Here is a 20,522-nt window from a genome sequence, read left to right on the forward strand (position 1 = left end):
ATTCAGACGACGATAAAGACTATACTATGAGTGAGGAAATGACGATGAAAATAAATTTTGAAACACATCAGCATATGAAACATACACATATTTTCGGACCCATGGAACAAGAGGTCTCAAGCCTTTCCTTTCATTCGAAACGAGTTGAAGCGCAGTCTGCCTTTTTCTCCATCAAAGGAGATCAATATGATGGCCATCTATATGTTGAAGAAGCTTTACGCTTCGGGGCCAGTGTAGTGATTGGCACAGACGTAGTCGTTCTTCGGGAATGGAGTGCTAAGCACCCGAGAAGTACGTTTATCGTCGTTGAAGATATTCGGGACTCGATGGCTTCATTTGCAAAATTCTATTATGGTGCCATCGACGAACAGATGAAAATGATTGGTGTTACCGGAACGAATGGTAAAACGACGGTTGCTGCTTATGTTCGTTCTCTTTTGACACTAGTGGGATTACCGACGGGATCGATCGGAACAACGGGAATCTGGTCATCGAAAGATAAGCTCATTTATAAGAAGAGCACGCCAACCACCCCGGAATCGGCCGATCTGCATCATATTTTTAATGATTTATATGAATTAGAAGACGAAGCGGCGGTGATGGAAGTGTCCTCTATCGCTTTAGATCAGAAGCGGGTGCAAGGCATCCACTTTGATGTCGCCATTCACACGAATTTCTCGGAAGAACATTTGGAATACCATAAGACGATTGATCATTATAAAGAATGTAAAATGCGTTTGTTCAGGCAAGCAGCCCATCAAGTCGTCAATATAGACGATGAGGGCATGGGAGAAGATCTGGTACGTGAACATCAAGGTACAATGATTACGTATAGCATTGAAGGAAATCCAAAGGCGGATTTGAGAGCCGATCAGATCGAAGTGCTGGAGGAAGGTTCGATTTTCAACCTTTATTACAAGGGTTCTGTCAGACAAGTATTCGTACCGGTTTATGGTACGTACAACGTGGCAAACGTCTTGTCGGCCATCGGAACGGCTCTTCATTTAGGGTACAGCATCGATAAAATCATAGAGGTTTTGCCTAACCTTGAAGGGCCAGAAGGACGTTTCCAAGTCATTCACACCTCTTGTGGGCAAAAGGTGATTCTGGATTATGCGCACACTCCTGTTGCGCTGAACCGCCTCGTGGAAGAAGTGAAGAAGCTTGAATATAATCGATTGATTGTCATGATTGCTGGCATCGGGATCCGTGATTTCAATAAAATGCCGAAGATGGCTTCGATGATTGATGGACAGGCAGATGCCATTGTGGTCACGGTTGACCATCCTGGCTATCACGATCCTCAAGTGATTGTCGAACAAGTGAAATCCGGATTCCGCCAGCCAGATGCGGAACACATATACACGACGCTCACCCGAGCGGAAGGCGTCCAACAATCGCTTGAACTCGGACAGGAAAATGACATCATCCTCCTTACGAGCGGGTGTATCAATAACGCTCAAATGGTAAGAGGCGAAGAAATCCCTCATTCAGATGAGGACATTATTGAAGCGTACTATCCACCAGTCGTACAGTAAACCTGGAGCCTATATGGTTCCAGGTTTTTTTAATCAAACGTTTTTTTAACTAATCGGTCATATTCATCAAAATAGCGAGGGACTAGTTCTGGGTCTAAATTTTCACTCATGACGTCACGGACGGATGTGTAATACCATTTTTGATGTTCGTATCCTGCGTTGAAGGCGTCCCAAACAGGCTCGCCTGCTTGAAGCTGATTGTGGATGGATTGTAAGTTATCTAGTTTGTCTGCGACAATCAACGCTTTCACCTCTAAGGAACCACTCCTGACCACGTCAATCGTATGTTGTTTGCGTTCTTTCCAAGATTTGCTTTTATCTTCGGTGTGCATAGCTACGAGGGCTGTCACTTCTCGTCCGAATTCCTTTTCAAGGTCCTCTTGAGTTACAGAAGTATCTTCGACTACATCGTGAAGGTACCCTGCACAAACGACTTCCTTGCCGAAACCGGCAGCGGCCAATCGTTCAGCGACGCGAATTGGATGTACGATATAGTCCTCATTCGAGTTTTTGCGCTTTTGTCCAGCGTGCGCTTCTGTCGCAATTCTTCTTGCTTTTTCAATCATTTTATCACTTCCAATCAAAATAGTTGAAAACGGCTCGGTTGGTTGCTTCAATAGACATGGTGTAATATAATTAATAGGTTTAATCAAAGGATAAAGGGGATGCTTGGGGATGGAAACAATCCAGATCACATCAAAATCGCCACAATCAGATCATCCGAAGGTCGTCGTCATCGGGAAGTTTGATGGCCTTCACCTTGGTCATCAACATCTGTTGGAGACGGCAAAATCGCTTGTCACCGATGAAGAACTGGCGGTGTACGGTTTCTCAGATCATCCTAAGTGGGTGCTTCAAGAAGACGAGCAGTACAAAACGTCCTTAACATCCTATGAGGACTTGAAACGGTTGCTCACAGACTTCGGTGTCGATCGGTACTTCCATGTTCAGTTTAACAAAGAATATGCCAAGACATCTCCTCGTGACTTCGTGAATGAGCATTTACGTCCGTTGTCGATTACACATCTGGTCGTGGGTGAAGGGTTCCGCTTTGGAAAAGGACGAGGCTCTGATGCCGACGGCTTGAAGGAGCTATGTGAAGAAGTCGGCATAGCTGTAACGATTGTACCGCATACGAAAAACCACGGAGAGAAAATCAGCAGCACATCCATTCGTACCCTTGTACGTGAGGGGAAGATGGAGGCTGTCCAATCGATGCTCGGACGTCCTTTTGAAATAACGGGCAAGGTTGTAAAAGGTGAGCAACTTGGCCGTGAGCTCGGCTATCCAACGCTCAATCTAGGACAGATTGAAGAATACGTGGAAGTGAAACCAGCCGTTTATCTTGGAACGGTCAAATTGTATCCAGAAGCACCAGACTACTATTACACGTTGATCAGCGCCGGTTATCGTCCCGCTGTCAACGGGGATTCCTATAAAGTAGAAGCGTATATCATGGATTTTTCCGGTGATTTATACGATCAACAAGTGTCTGTGAAATTCTTACGACACTTAAGAGACGAAACAGATTTCCAGGGCTTAGATGCCCTTGTTGAACAGATGGAGCAAGATGAAGCGTATGCACGGGAGATTTTAGGTTTAGCTTAACGATAGAAAGGAGTAGGTAACCATGGGGGTTGTAGTCGTCGAGATTTGTGATGGAAACTTAATTACCGAACTAGACATCGAGCGCATCATCGAGTCCGAATACCCTGATGTGGCCGTACTCATGAACGAATGCCTCTCCTTCTGTGGCATGTGTGCCGTCAGACCATACGCCATCGTCAACGGCACGCGTGTGTTCGGGAAAACATCTGAAGAGGCGCTTGAGAAAATTCGTACCAAAATTGAAGAAGAATTAGCGCTTTTTGCTGAGTAAGGCAGGAGATCATCATGGTATTTTTCGACTCACTTATGAACAGTTTTCGTTTACCGAAAAAAGAAGCGATGTTCAGGTTGAACCGTAAGGGGATAACCTCTACGATCGGCTATTTATTTTTGCTTCTGACCATATTATTTTTACCAGACTTGATCGGGACCATCATTCGCCTGGACTCAAGCTTAACTGAAGTATCACGCGGTTTGTATCTCGCCCAAGTCTTCGTCTTTTACCCGCTCTTGATCATATTCTTGATCATTGTCGGCGTATCGGTTTTTGCAGGGGGAGCGCTACTGCTGAGGAAAGCATTAGGCAGGAAGCTGACGTATCAGCAGTTGTGGAAAATGACCGCTTACGCATCGACAATTCCGTTGATTTTGACGGTCGTGCTGAAAAACATTTCCGTGCCTGACTCGATCAGTGCCCTGCTGTACTTTACTATTTTTTCCTTTTTAATGTACCGCATGATCATGATTTATCCGAAAGCATCAAGGAAGCGCTCGTAAGCGTTCGTTAGTGCTTTTTTTGTGCTCGCTTAAGGGGGCTGGCTGAGCAAAATCTCGGCATGTAGAGGCGCGCGTGTGCTACTATTTTACATGTAATCTCAAAAAGAAAGGGAGTCTATCTTATGAAATCCATGTCGTTACATAACCAAGTGGAAATGCCACAGCTTGGTTTTGGTGTTTGGCAAGTTGAAGAGAACGAAGCGGTACCTGCTGTCACAAAAGCCTTTGAAACAGGCTATCGTCATATTGATACAGCTGCCATCTATGGCAACGAGAAGCAAGTCGGCGAAGCCATCAAACAAAGCGGACTAGGTCGCGATGAAATGTTCATCACAACAAAAGTGTGGAACACCGATCAAGGATACGACAATACGATGCAGGCACTTGAGACAAGCCTCGATAAACTAGGTCTTGATTATGTGGATCTATACCTCATTCACTGGCCGACTCCTGAGTTTGATGACTATGTAGAAACATACAAAGCGCTTGAACAGCTGCAGAAAGATGGCAAAGTGAAAGCGATCGGCGTCTGTAACTTTGATATCGAGCACCTTGAGCGCTTGATGGATGAGTGTGACGTGAAGCCTGCGGTCAACCAAGTCGAGTGTCACCCGTACTTGGCGCAAAATGAACTGAAAGAATTCTGCCGCAAACACGGCATCCATTTAGAAGCATGGAGCCCTTTGATGCAAGGTGGCGAAGTGTTGAAGGATGAAGCGGTTCAGTCAATTGCAGAAAAACACAGCAAAACGCCTGCGCAAGTGATCATTCGCTGGCACTTACAAAACGATACCATCGTCATTCCGAAGTCCGTGACACCATCACGTATTGAAGAAAACTTCGATGTATTCGATTTTGAATTGTCTGCTGAAGATATGAATGCGATCAACAAATTAGATCGTGGCGAGCGCAAAGGTCCAAAACCATCAGAAATGAACGTAAGATAATAAATCAGGAACGGTTGACTCAGGTCAGCCGTTCTTTTTTTGTCTAAATGTGCTTTAATGGAAAAGAAAGGATGTGATCACGCTTGTTGTTAAAAGAACAAAATGAATCCGTCAGACGGGTGGGGTGTGAGTTTGCTTTTGTCAGACTAGCCGCAGACCACCCTAAACGCAAGGACGTTGAAGAAGCCTTGGGAATAAGAAAAGCAGGGGAGTATGGAGAGAAATCCATCACCTTTCATCTTGGATACCTAGAAGGCTACCACCTCATTTTGCATGACCTCCGCTTGTACGATGGCATCGCCCACTTTCAAATCGATACCCTGATTCTATTTCCTACCTATGTATTACTCCTAGAAGTGAAAAATCGCTCCGGCCGCATCATCATCGACCGACAATCCCATCAAATGACCCGCATCAAAGAAGACGGAACACGAGAAGGAGACGCTGATCCTGTCGAACAAGTCGAGCGGCAATCAAGACTACTGGGGGAGTGGCTCATGAAGCATTTTTCTCTTAAGATGCCGATCCATCATCTCGTCATCATGTCCCATACCAAATGCAGCCTCGAATTCCAGAACTGTGAACCCGATATTCATGAAAAAGTGATCCGAGGATCTTCCTTGTTTGATGCGATTCAAAGAGTGGGAGCGGACTACCGCGGACGTGCGTGGAGTAAAGAAGCTCTTCTGAAAATTGGAAAGGCGCTCCGGGATGCTCATGTAGAACCGAACGTGGATGTAGTGAATCGTTTTAGATTGAAGAGGGGTGACTTTTTGAATGGGGTAAGGTGCTTGGGGTGTGGGCGTTATTATATGAGGCGGAAGCAAAGGGCTTGGTTTTGCTTGTATTGTAAACAACGAAGTATAGACGCACACGAACAGGCCCTGAAAGAATACGCTTATCTCATTTCGCCGTGGATTACTAATGAAGAGGCGAGGTTCTTTCTTAGAGTAGATTCTCGTCATGTGATCAAGAGGTTGCTGAAGAGGTACTCGCTAGAGGTGAGCGGAATCGGAAAAAGTGTAAGGTACCGCATTAAGTGAATGACTGATGGTTGAGCGCTCGCAAAAAGGTTTGAGCGCTCGCAAAAAGGTTTGAGCGCTCGCAAAAAGGTTTGAGCGCTCGCAAAAAGGTTTGAGCGCTCGCAAAAAGGTTTGAGCGTTCGCAAAAAGGTTTGAGCGCTCGCAAAAAGGTTTGAGCGCTCGCAAAAGAGGTTGAGCGCTCGCAAAAAGGTTTGAGTGTTCGCAAAAGAGGTTGAGCGCTCGCAAAAAGGTTTGAGCGCTCGCAAAAGAGTCTGAGCACTCCCAAAAAATCCAAAAGTCGCGCGCAAACCACACCACATAAACACAAAAAGCCTCACCCAACTAAGACCCATCCACCCCCCAACAAGAGAATAAAAACCCTGAAAAGTGGGAACAGTTGACGAGAGAGGAGGCCACAGTATGAGAATCCGGTTCGGTTACGTGTCACACGCACTATCGCTTTGGGACGCAACCCCTGCCAAAACGATGACATACTCCAGGTATCAGAAGCTCGATGAAAAAGACCGCATTCCAGAACTCGAACGTATTACAAAAACCAATCTGCAACACACGATCCGGAATATTCATTACAATATTGCACACGAACTGCCGCTGTATCGTTTTTCTTCATCCATCGTGCCGCTCGCGACCCATGATGAGGTGCCTTGGGATTACATTACGCCTTTCCAATCCTTGTACGAGGAGATTGGCAAACTGGTCCGCACTCACGGTTTACGAACGAGTTTCCATCCTAATCAGTTTACGCTTTTCACAAGCGATCGTCCTCATGTGACGGCCAATGCGGTGAAAGATATGGAGTATCATTACGCCATGATGCACGCCATGGACCTCCACGAAGAGAGTCATATTAATCTTCATGTCGGGGGTGCTTACGGGGATAAAGAGAAGTCTGTCGCTCGTTTTCATGAAAACCTAAAGGAACTCACAGCACCCATCAAGAAACAAATGACGCTTGAGAACGATGATAAAACCTACACGACAACAGAAACGCTCCAAGTTTGTGAGAAAGAGCAGATTCCGATGATGTTCGATTATCACCACTATATGGCGAATCACACAGAGGACGAGTCGTTAGAAACATTACTTCCGCGTTTTTATGAAACGTGGAGTCATATGAACGTGCCGCCCAAGATTCATATTTCCTCCCCAAAGACAGAGAAAGAATACCGCAGTCACTCGGATTATGTGGACTTAAATTTTATTCGTCCGTTACTTAAGGAACTCAAGTCGCTAGGAGAACCGGTTGATTTCATGATTGAGGCGAAAGCGAAGGACCGCGCTGTATTGTCTCTCATAGAAGAGATTTCGAGTATACGAGGAGTGAAACGGATCGCGGGTGGAGAAGTCAATATGTAAAAAGGCTGCACAATGAGACTGCAGCCTTTTTTGTATGTTTGAATTTACTTATTCGTTATACTATGAAAAGAATGTGTAAAGATCTCCTTACCTTTAATGGATGCGGCAGAAGTAAGGACTACAGGTACGTACACTTCACCAAATCGTTCTTTCAGCTGCTTTTGGGCTCCCGGAGTGCGAAAAAGATTCACTTCCTTAAATGGAATATGGCGGTCCAATAAAGATTTACGAGCCTCGGCGCACATGTGGCATCCATCAATCGTATAAAGAACATTCATACACTCCATCTCCTTTAAGATTCTAACGAAAAATGAGGTGAACAACATGGACAAACTTTCCTTATTATCTGAAATCAGCCTGTTCGATGAATTATCGAACGAGGAGCTGAAGACACTGGATCAGATGAGCCATATGAGTCCCGTGAAAAAAGGGACGGTGATCCTGTCTCCCGAACATCCAATGGAAGCCCTCTTTTTATTGAAAAAAGGTCAAGTTAGGCTATATCGCATGAATGAGGAAGGCAAGCAATTCACAATGGATATTTTGGTAGACGGAAATGTGTTTGGTGAAACGTCGACTGTTACGTTGACGGATGATCACATGTACGTAGAGGCGATGACGGATACTTATTTATGTACACTGAGTCACCAAGACTTTGAGGCTTTTTTAGAGAAGAACCCGAAGATTGCTTTGAAGTTGATTGATATCCTTTCTTCTCGCCTGAAAGATTTCTATAGTCTAAGTGAAAAGATTGCGCTGAGTGATGTGAGGCAGCGCCTTCTGTACCTGTTGCTTATGCTTAGTGAAAAAACAGGGAAGCGCAAGAAAAACTGGCAGACCATTGAAATGAAGCTGACTCATCAAGATTTAGCAAATATGATCGGGGCCACAAGAGAGACGACTAGTTCGGTCATGAGCCAGCTTAAAAAAGAAGGTTTTCTACGGAAATTCCGTGTGCTGGCGATCGAAGCAGATAAAACAAAGAATCATCTAGGAGCGCGATAGACCTGGATGATTCTTTGTTTTTCCTATTCAGGAGAGAATCCTTTTCGCTTCCAAAAACCGCTGCGCTCCAGTAAACAATTCAACGGCGAAGAATAGTAACGTCGACCACCATAGGAAATCTGGGAACAATAGCATGATGCTGAAGAAAATGAATCCTTCCGTACGCTCAGCTGCCCCTGCTTGGTAATAGAAAGACTTCATGCCTGCCTTTTCAGAAACCGTTCCGACAACTAGGAAAATCGTCATGGACACAATAATCGAGACACTGAGGAGTAAGAGCGGCCATAGGACTTCAGGGTGTACATAAGCGATGGCGATGATCATACCGATTTCGACAATCCGATCAAAGGTGACATCCATGACGGTTCCGAATGGGGAGGTTTTCGTATGGCGTGCCATCGTTCCATCAACGGCGTCGAGAAAACCTGATAGCCATAGCATAATCACGGCAACGACAGGTAAGCCCCATGCATATAGAAAGCTAGTGGATAGTCCGACAATCAATGCCAGGACGGTTATTTGATTCGCCGTTCTTCCGCGCTTCAAGAAAAAGTCGGCGGATTTATCAATGGTGGGTTGTACAAACTTACGTGCATGCGTATCTAACAATAACATCACCTACAGTATAAAAGTTTCGTCCAAATAGACTATACCTATTTGCGTATGAAATGAAACGTTCTCTCTATTATACCCTTTTTCAAACATGGAGCCCGCATAACGGATTCCTTCGTGTAAGATAGATTACATTCTGTCGATTCGTCCGTTTGAAATCGTCATTTATTGTGAATAGTATAACGGACAAACATAATGAGGAGGAATGTGTACATGTCACAACATAAAGTGCAAATTTCCAGTCAATCTGAAGGGATGAAATCAGAGATTAAGGCGGGGAACCACAGCCTGACCATTGATGAGCCGCAACAAATGGGCGGAACCGATCAAGGTCCAGATCCATTGGCGACGATGCTTGGTTCTCTTGCTAGTTGTGAGACCGTGATTGCCAATATGGTCGCAAAGGAAATGGATTTCGATTTAGAAACGATTTCTTTCGATATCAATGGTACGCTTGATATGCGTGGATTAATGGGAACAGCGGATGTGAAGCCTTTCTTCGACACGGTCAACGTAGAAGCGAAAGTGAAGACATCAGAATCCCAAGAACGTATTGATCAATTGAAAGAGACGACAGACCAGCGCTGTCCAGTGTTTACGACGATGAAAGCAGCCGGAACGACTATGAACGCCACATGGTCAAAAGCATAATTTCGAACCCCTGTCTCACTTAGGCAGGGGGCTTTTTAAATGCTTCGAAAAGCCTTGGTAAACATGGAAAGAATTAATAATGAAACAATTCTGCCTTTTATGTTACTTTATTAACGAACAAGTGACAGGGAGGTAGAATAGTAGTGAAGCGTTTGATGGTTTTTGTAACGATGATGGCTAGTTTGCTAGTGGTCACATCTCCCGCATCGGCGGACAGCGGGAATGCGTACACTGTAAAGCCGGGAGATTCGTTGTATGAGATTGCCGCCTATAATGGCATACCGACAACGCAATTGATGGCCGTTAATAATAAAAGAGGGACAACGATTTATCCAGGTGAGCAACTAGAGTTGCCTGTTGACCCGAACACGTATGAGAGGGGTCTTCTAGCCCGATTGGTTGAAGCCGAGGCTAAGGGCGAGAGTTATGCAGGCAAAGTAGCTGTAGCAACCGTTGTGTTGAACCGAGTAGAAAGTGAGATTTTCCCAGACTCTCTTTATGGAGTCATCCATGAAGACTATCAGTTTACACCTGTCATGAATGGCGAAATCAACAAACCGGCAAGTGCACAATCTAAAGCTGCCGTTCGAGAAGCCCTCGCTTACCAGGGATTTGATAATGAGTCTCTATTTTTCTATAATCCAGCTAAAGCGACGAGCGCTTATTTATCTAAAAAAGAAGTGACGACCGTCATCGGCAATCATGTCTTCTTGAGATAATCTCTATACGACAAAAAGCAAGCGGACCACCCGCTTGCTTTTTTCAGGCTGAATGCAGAAGTCTGTGGAGAGGTTTTGTTAGATCATCTAAGAATACCGTGGAATGGAAAGCGAGTCGTTTTCCATCCCACTCTGCACGAATTAGGGAGAACAGAACCTTGCCGGAAATGGTGCTTTCATCAGTAGAGGTCCTCATTGTAGTTGAATCCTTAGAGGTTCAGCCTTCTTTTGTTGAGGTGGCGTGGAAACGGCGACACTCCTGCAGGATCCTGAGGCTTGGGTGAGATCCCGCAGGTCGCGTAGCGACCTGCGAAGCTCACCGCCTCCTGCGGAAAGGGAGTCGTTTTCACGCCACCGGCTCCTTCTCATTTTGGAAGAACCGAAAGCGTCTTTCTCCCCACACTGAAAAAAGCAAGCGGACTACCCGCTTGCTTTTTTTATCCTACATCCTTTTCATAGAAGATTTCTACAGACTGCTTCTTCGTCTTTTTCTTATACACGCGGTTCACATAATCATTTGTGAGTGCTGCAATTTCCTTGTGTAAGAAGAGCAGCGGAATGATATTGGTGAGTAAGACGAAAGCTAGAATCAAATCTAAGAATTGCCATACGAATTGAAGTCCACCTATAGCTCCGACGAAAACAGCAACGATATAGACAATCCTCATGCCCTTAGCTGCTTTTAACCCGTAGAGATACTCGGCCTGCTTTTCTCCGTAAAAGACGAGAACGCCGATTGTCGTGATGACGAAGAATAAGAGGAAGAGTGAGATGAAAGTACTGCCAAAGGCATCACCAAGTTCATTTCCAATCGCGACATTGATCATGTTAGAGGCGTTGTCTTCTCCTACTTGAGTCCAAGCATCGGTTACCAAAACGGTGAGTCCGGAGATGGTACAGATGACAATGGTATCGATGAATACGCTGAAAATCCCCCATAAGGCTTGGCGCGAAGGATGGTCTGTTTTCGCTGCGGCGTGAGCGACGGGTGCCGTTCCGAGTCCGGCTTCATTTGAGTACAATCCTCTCGCTGTACCCCAACGGATCGCTTGTGCAATTCCGGCCCCCGCAAACCCTCCAGCCGCAGAAATCGGCGTAAAGGCATGCGTGAAAATGAGGCTGAAGACGTTCGGGATTTGATCGATGTTGGCAAAAATGACATAAAGACAGATGGATAAGTAAATGAGCACCATGCCTGGAACCATTTTATCCGTCACTTTGGCAATTCGTTTAATCCCGCCAAAAACGACTAAGGCAATTGCTGCACACATAATGGCGCCGGTGATATAGACAGGCCAACCAAATGCCCCCTCGGTTTGAGTAGCGATTGAACCATTGTACTTGGGATCAGTTCAATCATGAGGAAGAAGGCGAACGCACTCGAAACCCACTTCCAACCGAGGGCCTTTTTTATGTAATACTGTGGCCCGCCGACCCATATGTTCTTATCGTTCTTTTCTCTATATTTCATTCCTAACAAAATCTCGGAGTACTTCGTTGCCATTCCGATCAAGGCGACGACCCACATCCAGAATAAAGCCCCTGGTCCACCTAATGAAATCGCAACCGGAACCCCTACGATGTTAGTCGCTCCGGCCGTTGAGGCGAGGGCCGATGTGAAAGCTTGAAAGGGAGTGATGGTTCCTGTCTTCTTCGTTTTATTGAAGATTTGACCGATGGTTTGATGCAGAACGTGACCGAAGAAACGAAACTGAAAGAACTTGATTCGAATCGTCAGGAAAATCCCGCCTGCAATTAATAGAATAGCAAGGGGGTACGTCCATAAGAAGTTCGAAGTGTCTGCCAACCCTTGTTCAAATGCACTCCATAATTCTGCCATGGAAATGGCCTCCTTCATGATTGACGTTCCACATATTCCCTTATATAACATTATTAAACAAAGAATCTTAAGGCGTGAGGAAAGCATTCAAGTCACGTATGATAAGAAGTAGAAGGAGTGATTGTATGTTGATTCATCACGATGATTTTAAGAATCATGACATGAGTAAATTGATCAAAGGGGCTGTCGTACCACGCCCGATCGCCTGGGTATCGACGATCAGCAAAGACGGAATCCGGAACCTTGCGCCGTTCAGTTTTTTCACTGTCGCGTCCATGGATCCGATCACCTTATGTTTTTCAGTGGGCGCGAGGGAAGTAGACAAAGATACCCTTGCAAATATCAGAGAGACTAAGCAGTTCGTCGTCAATATCGTCTCTGAATCGCTTGCGAATCAGATGCACGAAACAAGTAAGGCACATGCTTCTGAGGAAGATGAGTTCAATCTTGCTGGTACGAAAGCAGAAGGCGGCAGCTTCGTTCAAGTGCCACGTGTAGCGGATGCGCCTGTGCAGATGGAGTGTGAGCTAGATCAAGTGTTAGAAGTCGGCAAAGGCAATCTCGTGTTAGGAAAAGTGGTTGGGTACCACATCAAAGATGAAGTGTATTACGATCAAGATAAAGTCGATCCGCACAAATTGAAACCAGTCGGTCGGATGGCTGGGGATTACAGTTACATTCGTGATTTTTACACGTTACCGAATGAAGATTTACCTAAGTAAAAGGGAGCAAAGAGACAGGTAGATGGGCTGACCGAGTCCATCTACCTGTCTTTTTTTATGGAAAAATTTAAAAAAAGCCCTTCTCAAATGAAATATCTTCCACTATACTAGTTACTGTACTACAAATATTAATACAGTTAATACAGTCGACCAAGGAGGTGCGTGCATGTTCGAATTGGATATCAGAAGTCGAAAGCCGATCTATGAACAACTTGTAGAGAAGCTGAAGCAGCTGATCATCAATGATGTGATGAAGGAAGATGAAAAGCTTCCTTCCGTGAGAGAACTCGCCCAACAATTGACCATCAATCCGAACACGATCCAGAAGGCCTATCGTGAGTTGGAATCTCAAGGATACATTTATTCATTAAAAGGAAAAGGGAGCTTCGTGCACCCTGTAACGAAATCACAAAATAAAGAGGAGTTGACCAAAGTGCGCGAAGAATTGAAGAAATTGTTCGCAGAAGCCATGTATCTCGGCATTACAACCGAGGAAATTCAGACACTTCTTCGTGAAGTAGAGGGAGGGGAACAGGATGATTGAAGTACGAGACGTACATAAATCGTTTGAGAAAGAAACAATCCTTTCAGACGTCAGTTTTACGGTAAAGAAGGGATCGATTTACGGGTTACTCGGATCGAATGGCGCAGGAAAAACGACCTTGATGAGAACAATAGCAGGTATTCTTCAACAACAGTCAGGTGAGGTTAAAGTCCTTGAAGAATCAGTGTTTGAGAATGAATCGATCAAGCAGCGGCTAGTATTTCTGCCAGATTCGTTATACTTCTTACCGCAGTACACAACGAAACAAATGGCTCATTATTACCAAGGAATTTATACGTCGTGGAACGAAGAACGTTATCAAAGGCTAAAAACGCTTTTTCAGTTGGATGAGAATAAAAAAATCAGCCAGTTCTCAAAAGGCATGCAGCGCCAAGTCGCTTTTTGGTTGTCGATGTCTGTGATGCCAGACGTGCTTATGTTAGATGAACCGTTTGATGGCTTAGATGCCGTGATGAGGCAAAAAATTCGTAACCTACTTATTCAAGACGTAGCCGATCGTGAAATGACGATTTTGATTTCTTCCCACAACTTAAGAGAAGTCGAAGATATCTGCGACCATGTCGGGATTTTACATAAGGGAGAAATTTTATTAGAACGCGATCTGGATGACCTTAAAGCCGATATCCATAAAGTGCAAGTTGCGTTCAGGGAAGACGGTGAGGCTCTATTGGAAAGTGAGTTGCAAATTCTGCATCAGGAGAAGCGTGGTAGCGTGCAATTGTTGATTGTCAAAGGAAGCGAAGAACAGGTAACACAAACGATTCAGTCTTATAAACCGGTTGTTTTCGATCGCTTGCCATTGACGCTAGAGGAAATCTTCATCTATGAAATGGGAGGTGCTGGCTATGCCATCGAAAACATCCTTGTTTAGAAAAGAACTGTTGAAGCAGGATTTCAGGAATGTCGGGTGGATCGGGATTGTTTATTTAGTAGGATTACTGTTTCTATTACCAATGAATCTCGTTTTGTCGCTACCAGATATGTTGCATCGTGAACCAAATGAACATGGTTTGTTCTCTCGAATGTTCAGCTATGAATTGCAGGGACTGTTTTTGTTTGTGATACCGGTATTAATGGGCGTTTTCCTTATGCGTTACATGCATGTGAGGTCGTCTTCAGACTTTATGCATAGCCTGCCGATCCGTAGGGAAAAACTTTTTCACTATCACTTACTGTCGGGTCTGATTTTTTTAACTGTACCTATTATAATGACGGGTCTGGTATTACTCTTGTTTATTGGAACGACGGATGTATCTTTCTTTTATAGCATAGGTGATTTAGGCTATTGGATACTCGTTATGATCGGAATCACCGTGGTCGTTTTCATGGCAAGTGTGTTTGTGGGAACTCTTACGGGATTGTCTGCAGTTCAAGGTGTATTAACCTATATTCTTCTATTGTTCCCTGTCGGTATATACGGGTTAGTTGCCTATAATGTTGGCTTTTTTGTAACTGGGATTTCGAGCGACAGCGTGATGCTAGACAACGTGCAGTATTATTCTCCGATTGTAGATGTTTTCGGATTTACTCCTGCTTTACAAGGTGAACAACCATTACCTGTTGAATATACATCTATTGCAATCTACTTCGGTTTTTCAGTACTTTTCTATGCCGTCGGTTTGATTGCTTATAAGAATCGTTTACTTGAATCAGCCTCTCAAGCCATTGCGATCTCTTGGCTGAAACCGATCTTTATCTTCGGTGTATCTTTATGCTTGGCTTTACTATCGGGGCTTTATTTCGGTGAATCTCAAGGAAGCTATTACGGATTGGTGTTCGGTTATATTGCTGGTGGATCACTGGGTTATTTACTATCGACTATGGTTATCGAGAAAACATGGCGAGTGTTCAGTTCTGCTCACTGGAAAGCTTTCGGGAAGTATGCAGCAACTGTTTCTGTGGTCCTTGTACTACTTCCGGTTTCTTTTCAGCCATTTGAAGGGTTTGTGCCTGAGCAAGATGACATTAAAGGCGTTTTCGTAGGTGATGGGTACTATGAATATAGGAGGGTCTTACAAAGTGATCACTCCAATTTGATGCAGTCAGAGGAAGCGATAGCTGCTACTCGAGAACTGCACAGTGAATTAATCGATCGAGCTGAACCTTTCTCTGAAAGTAAGAACCGACATTTCATTGTCTATCAGTTAGAAAATGGGAAGTCCGTCTATCGTTCTTATTTCTTTGATCGCGAGAAGGTACAAGAAAACTTCAAACAATTAGCAGCTACTAAAGAATATAAAGAATTAAGGTATCCCATCACGCAGCTCTCTTTAAGTGAAGTATTAGGTGTGAATCTAGCACCTAAGCTGGTACCTGATACGGATGTCAATCTATTTGATAAGCAGAAGTTGAGTGAGTTTTGGGAAGTTCTCAAAAAGGATATCTATAACTTGTCCTATGAATCTATGATAAAAACGAACTCTGCAGCTTCCACTCTTTATGTTCAATTAAAAGACAGAGAATACAATGATCGTCCCGGTTATAATTTGAGTATTGATCAATCTTTCATGAAGACGACGGAGTGGCTGAAAGAGGAAGGTCTTTATGAGAAGGCCTTCTTACAAGCAGAAGAAATTGAGAAGGTAGATGTCTACCCTTGGAAACCTTCTTACACTTCTCCTTTGAGGGCCTATCGAAGCATCGAGAGTGAAGGGAACATTCAACCTTTTACTCTAGACGGATCAGATGAAATTGAATCATTATTACGGACTGAAGAGTCATGGAGCCATGCAGAATATCTAATTGTTTTCTACCCGAATTTGAAAAGCGGTGGAAGTGATGAGCGAGCCATAAGTATTTCAGCTTCTGAGGCTCCAGACTTCATCAAACAACATTTCAACGAATAGAGGAGATCAATGATGGACAGTACCTTTAGTGACTTATATACCACCTACTATCAACGTGTCTATTATGCTGCTGTGAAAATTACAAAAGACCGGAGCCTTGCCGAGGATATTGTCCAGGAAACATTCATCAAAGCCTACGATAAGATGGATGAAGTAGAAGAAGAGAAGAAGGTGGGGGCTTGGCTCGCAACGATTGCGACGCGAAAAGCGATTGATCTACTTCGAAAAGAAAAGCGGCTGGTTACGTTACCTGTTGAAGACTTGCCATTGTCACAAGCAGCTTTTGACGTCGAAGCCTTTGTCGAGCAGCGTTCACTAATGGAGTTCGTCCATCATAGAATCACGGCCTTGCCGCCTAAGTTGAGAGTGGTATTGCAGTTAAGTTGCCTTGAAGGGTGGAAAGAAAAAGAGATTGCCGAAAAGCTAGAGATCTCTGCTTCATGCGTGAAGTCGAGATTGCACCGTGCTCGGCTTGCGTTAAAAGAGAGAACGATGGTGGATTATCATTCTACCGCGTAAGCAAAAGGGTGGTCCCGTGAAAGGACCACTCTTTTTGTGTACATATGTATGAGTGTGTGGAATAATATTCCTGCAAATATGTATAGGAAAAGGAGTGCCCGTAATAGAGGAGGTTCTCATGAATACGGCAATGAAATGGGTCTTAATCAGTGTTGGAGCAATTGTTGTCTTTCTTGCCCTTGTGGTCCTTATATTCATAATTGAAATGACGCCGGACCGAGGCGAAGAGAAGGCTGTTAAAGAAAACGCTAAACAGTACATCGATCGTCATTACTCAGGGCAGATGGAGATTTATGATACTTTGTACGATAATATGGGTAATTTCCCGGATTTTACATATGCCGCAAAGGTGAGGGATACGTCGAATGGGGTGCAATTTCTAATCTATGATCGAAATGGTGAGGGAGCGATGGGGGATGACTATGCGATCAGTGCCTTAGAGGAAGAATTAGAAGAAGCCATTCTAGATGAAATCGATGAGCGGTTTGTTAATATTTCTATGATTTCAACGACATATACTGATGATGACTTGCCACTAGGGTATCAAGGTACGACGACGATTCCTTCTATTAGGGATATGGAATTTTCAGAGCCTACCATAGGCATTTGGCTGACTAGAAAAAAACAACCATCCGATGAGAGGAAAGTGGCTGAATTGGTAACTATTCTCCAGAATGAGGTAAAGGTACCTCACGCAAGTGTGATCGTACATTATCAAGGAATGGAACGAGGGGAAGGGAGCTATGTAGAGTCATATTGATCAAGTATAGAAGAGACAAGGATGCCCTGTCTTTTCTATGTTGATCCGATCATGTTCCCAAGCGACCATTTCCGACTCCCAGTAAGGGCCAAAATGATAGAAAAACCTAATAATGCTAGAGGAAACTCATACCCACCAATCAGTCCCATAGGAAGCTTGACGAGAACAATGGCTCCGATCATCGTCAGACCTAATAAGATCGAAGAGGGCACAACATACAGACCTACTAAAACGGTTAGTCCTGCTATGGCCTCGATCCATGCAGTTGCATAGGCCATAATAGGGGGTAATCCGATCTGGTCGAATGTTTGAATCGTTTGTTCCATACCGACAATCTTCTGGAATCCATGAGCGATCATGATTACTCCTAAAATGATGCGGGCAATAAGTAAAGCCCATTCCACTCGTTGACTCATTTGAACCACTCCCTTTCAAGTAGCAATCGTTTCTCGTCCAAGATCGGATCACTTTAGAAGCGAAATCACTCCATAATTCGTGGAATAAGGTTTTCTGAATGAGAGGGGGAGCGGGCGCTTGTCTGTACTTATTTATTGAGTATTTCTTTGGGAAAAGGTTGAGATAAGCTCTGTCGCGACGGTTTTAGACTCCAACTATTGCCAAAAGAGTAGAGAGAGGGTCGGTCACAGCGCTTTTAGGTATAATCGATTCACAAAAGCGTTCTGATCGCTTTTCTCACTGCACTTTTTCAACTTCCCATCCCCAAAAACGGTCAAGAGCCACCTTATAATCCCTAATCACAAAAAAGACACGCTCAAGTTTCTGAACGTGTCTCCCTTGTCATCTATTAAGATACCGCTGGCGTCGGGGTCGGCTCCGCATAGCCTTCTTCGTAAGCTTTGTCGATTTCATCGCGAATCTCTTTGACGGACTTGCCATCTTGATGGTCAATGATGGCTTGGGCCGCAATTTCTAAACAAACGCCGCACTTCGTTGCATGATCATCCCACGTCACAGCACCTGACTCTTTGTTTTCATGAATGAAGCAGTCGTAATTGTTACGGTGACCGGCGCTATCTCCACACCCACAGTAACACGGCATTTGTTCTAGTAAATCTTTACTTTGACCAGCGGCCGTATAAAGCATCTGCATATCTTCAGGCTTTTCATCAAGAAAAGCAGGAAGCTCTGCAGCACTTGCTGTTTCTTCGCGCATGTCACCATGAGCATGTTGCGTATCGCCCGTATCCTCACTAGCACCAGAAGAACATCCGGCCAGTGTACTACCTATAATTAAGAATGAAATGAACAGAAGTTTGATTTTCAAGAAGCAACACCCTCTCTAAGTTTTCCTACACCTATCATATAGAGGAGTGACGACTTAATCAATCGGTTGATGAAAAGTTACGAGTTTTGACACATCATTTGCCGAAGGAAGAAAGAAATTTCACGCGGTCTCCCATAGGTGGAACATTTTCGTCCACAAGGGAGATTTCTAAAACAGCAGGTCCATTCCCATCCATAAGTCCTTGAACGGTTTCTAAGGTCAGCTCGTCCAGGCTTTCAACTCGCGCAGATGGCACACCCATTGACTTCGCCATCTGAGTAATATCAACCGGTTCTTGAGAAAAGCTTCCGTGCACACGCTTATACTGCAAGGAATGTCCATGGTGGACCATACCTAAGCGTGAGTTATTCATTACCACAAACAGAACAGGAATCTGATATTCTTTAGCCGTCAATACTTCCATGCCGTGCATAAAGAAGCAACCGTCTCCGGTAATGCTGACGACGGGACGATCAGGGTCTGCGAGCTTAGCGCCGATCGCGCTTCCGATTCCACTTCCCATGGCACCGAAATGAACGTTGATATCAAACGTATCATAGGTTGGTACTTTCATATGATGGATGACATACGCCATGAATTCGCCTATATCAATCGTATACCTTGTCGTAGCAGGTAGTTTTTCTTGAAGAGATGTCAGCACGTTTTGTGTGTTATATTCTTCTGTCGTAAGAGGTAGTGGACGAGTCTCCGAAGTCACAGGGTTCCGGTGATGTCCTTGATTTTTCAGTCCCGTGTTCAAGGCAGAAACCGTCAAGTCCATGTCTCCATGAATTCCTACATCAACAGGGTATTTTCGGTTGAACACGCAGGCATCGAAATCCACTTGTATGGTGAAGCGGTTTTCTGTGATTTTCGGGTTGTAATTATTCGTGGCCGTCTCGCCTAGACTCGAGCCCAGGATCAGCACCGTTTCTGTCTCTACTTCGTGTATGAACTTGGAGGCCGTTTCATGGCCGGCAAACCCAAATATTCCTTTTACTAACGGATGATTGTCGGGAATCAATCCTTTCGCTTGTGGAGAAGTGATAATCGGCCAGTTCAACGTTTCCGCTAATTCCAGCACATCATCTACCGCATCGCGAATCCCCTGCCCGACAAAGATATACCCACTCTTGGATTCAGAAAGATGAGTGACGGCTTCCTGCACCTGTTGGTCCGCTGGAATCAAAGGTTCGCGAGTCGGGAATACCGGCAACGTTTGAAAAGGAACGGATGTTAGTTGGACATCAATCGGCATCGCGATATGAACAGGTCCTGGTACCCCTGTCAAAGCAATATCTACCGCTTTATGGATTTCAGGTAATAAATCTTCAGCACGGTCGACGCGACTGCTATATTTCGTGACTGATTGATAGATGGGGTCTGCATGAAGCTCTTGTGAGGCATTCAGGCCGACTGTTCCAACAGGCACTGCACCGGTTAAAAATAAAATAGGGAGATGCTCACGCATCGCATTGGCTGCACCTGTCAGTAAGTTTGTCCCTCCAGGTCCGCTACTGCCAATACAAATACTGAGATCTCCGGAATATTTTGCATAGGCGGCTGCCATGTAGGACGCTGCCCCTTCGTGTTTAGCGACAACAGGTGTAATCGAAGGGGTATCATACAATTCATCAAAAAATGCATTCACAGAACCTGCCGGAATACCGAATATATAAGAAACGTTACCAGATACGAAATAATCTAACACAGCACGAACAGATTTCAT

General features: G+C 44.5%; 22 protein-coding genes and 1 pseudogene. 16 read left to right on the forward strand and 7 right to left on the reverse strand.

Features of this window, described 5'->3' with window-relative positions; translation table 11 throughout:
* Positions 1-74 precede the first annotated feature (74 nt).
* The gene (locus tag H0266_RS17090) at positions 75-1,538 is read left to right on the forward strand and encodes a UDP-N-acetylmuramoyl-L-alanyl-D-glutamate--2,6-diaminopimelate ligase (RefSeq protein ID WP_343063327.1); all 1,464 of its coding nucleotides are present in this window, start codon (positions 75-77) and stop codon (positions 1,536-1,538) included.
* Between the two features lie 29 nt (positions 1,539-1,567).
* Here H0266_RS17090 and H0266_RS17095 read toward each other — a convergent pair whose 3' ends face one another.
* Positions 1,568-2,155 carry an HD domain-containing protein gene (locus H0266_RS17095; protein WP_343063328.1) on the reverse strand — a complete coding sequence of 196 codons (588 nt, stop codon included), beginning with the start codon at positions 2,153-2,155 and terminating at the stop codon, positions 1,568-1,570.
* Between the two features lie 58 nt (positions 2,156-2,213).
* On the opposite strand from H0266_RS17095, the gene H0266_RS17100 reads away from it, so the two are divergent.
* The 6 genes from H0266_RS17100 to uvsE all read left to right on the forward strand — a co-directional run bounded on the left by H0266_RS17100 (position 2,214) and on the right by uvsE (position 7,269).
* Positions 2,214-3,146 carry a bifunctional riboflavin kinase/FAD synthetase gene (locus tag H0266_RS17100; RefSeq protein WP_181473668.1) on the forward strand — a complete coding sequence of 311 codons (933 nt, stop codon included), beginning with the start codon at positions 2,214-2,216 and terminating at the stop codon, positions 3,144-3,146.
* 22 nt (positions 3,147-3,168) lie between these two features.
* Positions 3,169-3,417: a YuzB family protein gene (locus tag H0266_RS17105; RefSeq protein WP_181473669.1), complete on the forward strand. Its 249-nt coding sequence runs from the start codon at positions 3,169-3,171 to the stop codon at positions 3,415-3,417.
* Between the two features lie 35 nt (positions 3,418-3,452).
* Positions 3,453-3,923 (forward strand): DUF1189 family protein, encoded by a 471-nt coding sequence (locus H0266_RS17110; RefSeq protein WP_246364182.1) that lies wholly within the window; start codon positions 3,453-3,455, stop codon positions 3,921-3,923.
* Positions 3,924-4,045: 122 nt separating this feature from the next.
* Positions 4,046-4,870, forward strand: a complete 825-nt coding sequence (locus H0266_RS17115; RefSeq protein WP_181473671.1) for an aldo/keto reductase — start codon at positions 4,046-4,048, stop codon at positions 4,868-4,870.
* An 86-nt stretch (positions 4,871-4,956) separates the two neighbouring features.
* Positions 4,957-5,913 carry a nuclease-related domain-containing protein gene (locus H0266_RS17120; protein ID WP_181473672.1) on the forward strand — a complete coding sequence of 319 codons (957 nt, stop codon included), beginning with the start codon at positions 4,957-4,959 and terminating at the stop codon, positions 5,911-5,913.
* A gap of 399 nt (positions 5,914-6,312) precedes the next feature.
* Positions 6,313-7,269: a UV DNA damage repair endonuclease UvsE gene (gene uvsE, locus H0266_RS17125; RefSeq protein ID WP_181473673.1), complete on the forward strand. Its 957-nt coding sequence runs from the start codon at positions 6,313-6,315 to the stop codon at positions 7,267-7,269.
* A gap of 44 nt (positions 7,270-7,313) precedes the next feature.
* Here the strand turns inward: uvsE and H0266_RS17130 are convergent, their stop codons facing one another.
* The gene (locus tag H0266_RS17130) at positions 7,314-7,547 is read right to left on the reverse strand and encodes a glutaredoxin family protein (protein ID WP_181473674.1); all 234 of its coding nucleotides are present in this window, start codon (positions 7,545-7,547) and stop codon (positions 7,314-7,316) included.
* A 46-nt stretch (positions 7,548-7,593) separates the two neighbouring features.
* On the opposite strand from H0266_RS17130, the gene H0266_RS17135 reads away from it, so the two are divergent.
* Positions 7,594-8,274 carry a Crp/Fnr family transcriptional regulator gene (locus H0266_RS17135; RefSeq protein ID WP_181473675.1) on the forward strand — a complete coding sequence of 227 codons (681 nt, stop codon included), beginning with the start codon at positions 7,594-7,596 and terminating at the stop codon, positions 8,272-8,274.
* Positions 8,275-8,301: 27 nt separating this feature from the next.
* Here H0266_RS17135 and H0266_RS17140 read toward each other — a convergent pair whose 3' ends face one another.
* Positions 8,302-8,883 (reverse strand): CDP-alcohol phosphatidyltransferase family protein, encoded by a 582-nt coding sequence (locus tag H0266_RS17140; protein WP_181473859.1) that lies wholly within the window; start codon positions 8,881-8,883, stop codon positions 8,302-8,304.
* A 216-nt stretch (positions 8,884-9,099) separates the two neighbouring features.
* Between H0266_RS17140 and H0266_RS17145 the strand changes: the two genes are divergently transcribed.
* Positions 9,100-9,537 (forward strand): OsmC family protein, encoded by a 438-nt coding sequence (locus H0266_RS17145; RefSeq protein ID WP_181473676.1) that lies wholly within the window; start codon positions 9,100-9,102, stop codon positions 9,535-9,537.
* A 143-nt stretch (positions 9,538-9,680) separates the two neighbouring features.
* Positions 9,681-10,256, forward strand: coding sequence for a cell wall hydrolase (locus H0266_RS17150; RefSeq protein ID WP_343063330.1), 576 nt, complete (start codon positions 9,681-9,683; stop codon positions 10,254-10,256).
* Between the two features lie 437 nt (positions 10,257-10,693).
* On the opposite strand, the pseudogene H0266_RS17155 reads toward H0266_RS17150, so the two are convergent.
* A pseudogene (locus H0266_RS17155) lies at positions 10,694-12,096 on the reverse strand (alanine/glycine:cation symporter family protein).
* Positions 12,097-12,221: 125 nt separating this feature from the next.
* On the opposite strand from H0266_RS17155, the gene H0266_RS17160 reads away from it, so the two are divergent.
* The 6 genes from H0266_RS17160 to H0266_RS17185 all read left to right on the forward strand — a co-directional run bounded on the left by H0266_RS17160 (position 12,222) and on the right by H0266_RS17185 (position 17,508).
* Positions 12,222-12,818 carry a flavin reductase family protein gene (locus tag H0266_RS17160; RefSeq protein ID WP_181473677.1) on the forward strand — a complete coding sequence of 199 codons (597 nt, stop codon included), beginning with the start codon at positions 12,222-12,224 and terminating at the stop codon, positions 12,816-12,818.
* A gap of 127 nt (positions 12,819-12,945) precedes the next feature.
* Complete coding sequence (locus H0266_RS17165; RefSeq protein ID WP_343063343.1) at positions 12,946-13,362, forward strand: GntR family transcriptional regulator; 417 nt, start codon at positions 12,946-12,948, stop codon at positions 13,360-13,362.
* Positions 13,355-14,254, forward strand: coding sequence for an ABC transporter ATP-binding protein (locus tag H0266_RS17170; protein ID WP_181473679.1), 900 nt, complete (start codon positions 13,355-13,357; stop codon positions 14,252-14,254). The genes H0266_RS17165 and H0266_RS17170 overlap by 8 nt, the downstream gene beginning before the upstream one ends.
* On the forward strand, positions 14,229-16,229 hold the full coding sequence (locus H0266_RS17175) for a DUF6449 domain-containing protein (RefSeq protein ID WP_181473680.1): 2,001 nt from the start codon (positions 14,229-14,231) through the stop codon (positions 16,227-16,229). The genes H0266_RS17170 and H0266_RS17175 overlap by 26 nt, the downstream gene beginning before the upstream one ends.
* 12 nt (positions 16,230-16,241) lie before the next feature.
* Entirely contained in the window at positions 16,242-16,748 is a 507-nt protein-coding gene (locus H0266_RS17180) for an RNA polymerase sigma factor (protein WP_181473681.1), read from the forward strand.
* A gap of 118 nt (positions 16,749-16,866) precedes the next feature.
* Complete coding sequence (locus tag H0266_RS17185; RefSeq protein ID WP_181473682.1) at positions 16,867-17,508, forward strand: hypothetical protein; 642 nt, start codon at positions 16,867-16,869, stop codon at positions 17,506-17,508.
* A gap of 35 nt (positions 17,509-17,543) precedes the next feature.
* Here the strand turns inward: H0266_RS17185 and H0266_RS17190 are convergent, their stop codons facing one another.
* From H0266_RS17190 to H0266_RS17200, 3 genes are all read right to left on the reverse strand, one after another.
* Positions 17,544-17,924 carry a DoxX family protein gene (locus tag H0266_RS17190; RefSeq protein WP_181473683.1) on the reverse strand — a complete coding sequence of 127 codons (381 nt, stop codon included), beginning with the start codon at positions 17,922-17,924 and terminating at the stop codon, positions 17,544-17,546.
* Positions 17,925-18,313: 389 nt separating this feature from the next.
* A complete protein-coding gene (locus tag H0266_RS17195) occupies positions 18,314-18,793 on the reverse strand; it encodes a PCYCGC motif-containing (lipo)protein (RefSeq protein ID WP_181473684.1) in 480 nt (159 codons plus the stop codon).
* A 94-nt stretch (positions 18,794-18,887) separates the two neighbouring features.
* A complete protein-coding gene (locus H0266_RS17200) occupies positions 18,888-20,522 on the reverse strand; it encodes a thiamine pyrophosphate-binding protein (protein ID WP_181473685.1) in 1,635 nt (544 codons plus the stop codon).

The sequence above is a fragment of the Halobacillus locisalis genome (genome assembly GCF_013694105.1).
GTDB lineage: Bacteria > Bacillota > Bacilli > Bacillales > Halobacillaceae > Halobacillus > Halobacillus locisalis.

Coding starts and splice junctions, on each gene's coding strand:
- H0266_RS17090 (WP_343063327.1), top strand. CDS start 75: ATGAAACATACACATATTTTCGGACCCATGGAACAAGAGGTCTCAAGC.
- H0266_RS17100 (WP_181473668.1), top strand. CDS start 2,214: ATGGAAACAATCCAGATCACATCAAAATCGCCACAATCAGATCATCCG.
- H0266_RS17105 (WP_181473669.1), top strand. CDS start 3,169: ATGGGGGTTGTAGTCGTCGAGATTTGTGATGGAAACTTAATTACCGAA.
- H0266_RS17110 (WP_246364182.1), top strand. CDS start 3,453: ATGAACAGTTTTCGTTTACCGAAAAAAGAAGCGATGTTCAGGTTGAAC.
- H0266_RS17115 (WP_181473671.1), top strand. CDS start 4,046: ATGAAATCCATGTCGTTACATAACCAAGTGGAAATGCCACAGCTTGGT.
- uvsE (WP_181473673.1), top strand. CDS start 6,313: ATGAGAATCCGGTTCGGTTACGTGTCACACGCACTATCGCTTTGGGAC.
- H0266_RS17130 (WP_181473674.1), bottom strand. CDS start 7,547: ATGAATGTTCTTTATACGATTGATGGATGCCACATGTGCGCCGAGGCT.
- H0266_RS17135 (WP_181473675.1), top strand. CDS start 7,594: ATGGACAAACTTTCCTTATTATCTGAAATCAGCCTGTTCGATGAATTA.
- H0266_RS17145 (WP_181473676.1), top strand. CDS start 9,100: ATGTCACAACATAAAGTGCAAATTTCCAGTCAATCTGAAGGGATGAAA.
- H0266_RS17160 (WP_181473677.1), top strand. CDS start 12,222: ATGTTGATTCATCACGATGATTTTAAGAATCATGACATGAGTAAATTG.
- H0266_RS17170 (WP_181473679.1), top strand. CDS start 13,355: ATGATTGAAGTACGAGACGTACATAAATCGTTTGAGAAAGAAACAATC.
- H0266_RS17175 (WP_181473680.1), top strand. CDS start 14,229: ATGCCATCGAAAACATCCTTGTTTAGAAAAGAACTGTTGAAGCAGGAT.
- H0266_RS17180 (WP_181473681.1), top strand. CDS start 16,242: ATGGACAGTACCTTTAGTGACTTATATACCACCTACTATCAACGTGTC.
- H0266_RS17185 (WP_181473682.1), top strand. CDS start 16,867: ATGAATACGGCAATGAAATGGGTCTTAATCAGTGTTGGAGCAATTGTT.
- H0266_RS17190 (WP_181473683.1), bottom strand. CDS start 17,924: ATGAGTCAACGAGTGGAATGGGCTTTACTTATTGCCCGCATCATTTTA.
- H0266_RS17200 (WP_181473685.1), bottom strand. CDS start 20,522: ATGAAATCTGTTCGTGCTGTGTTAGATTATTTCGTATCTGGTAACGTT.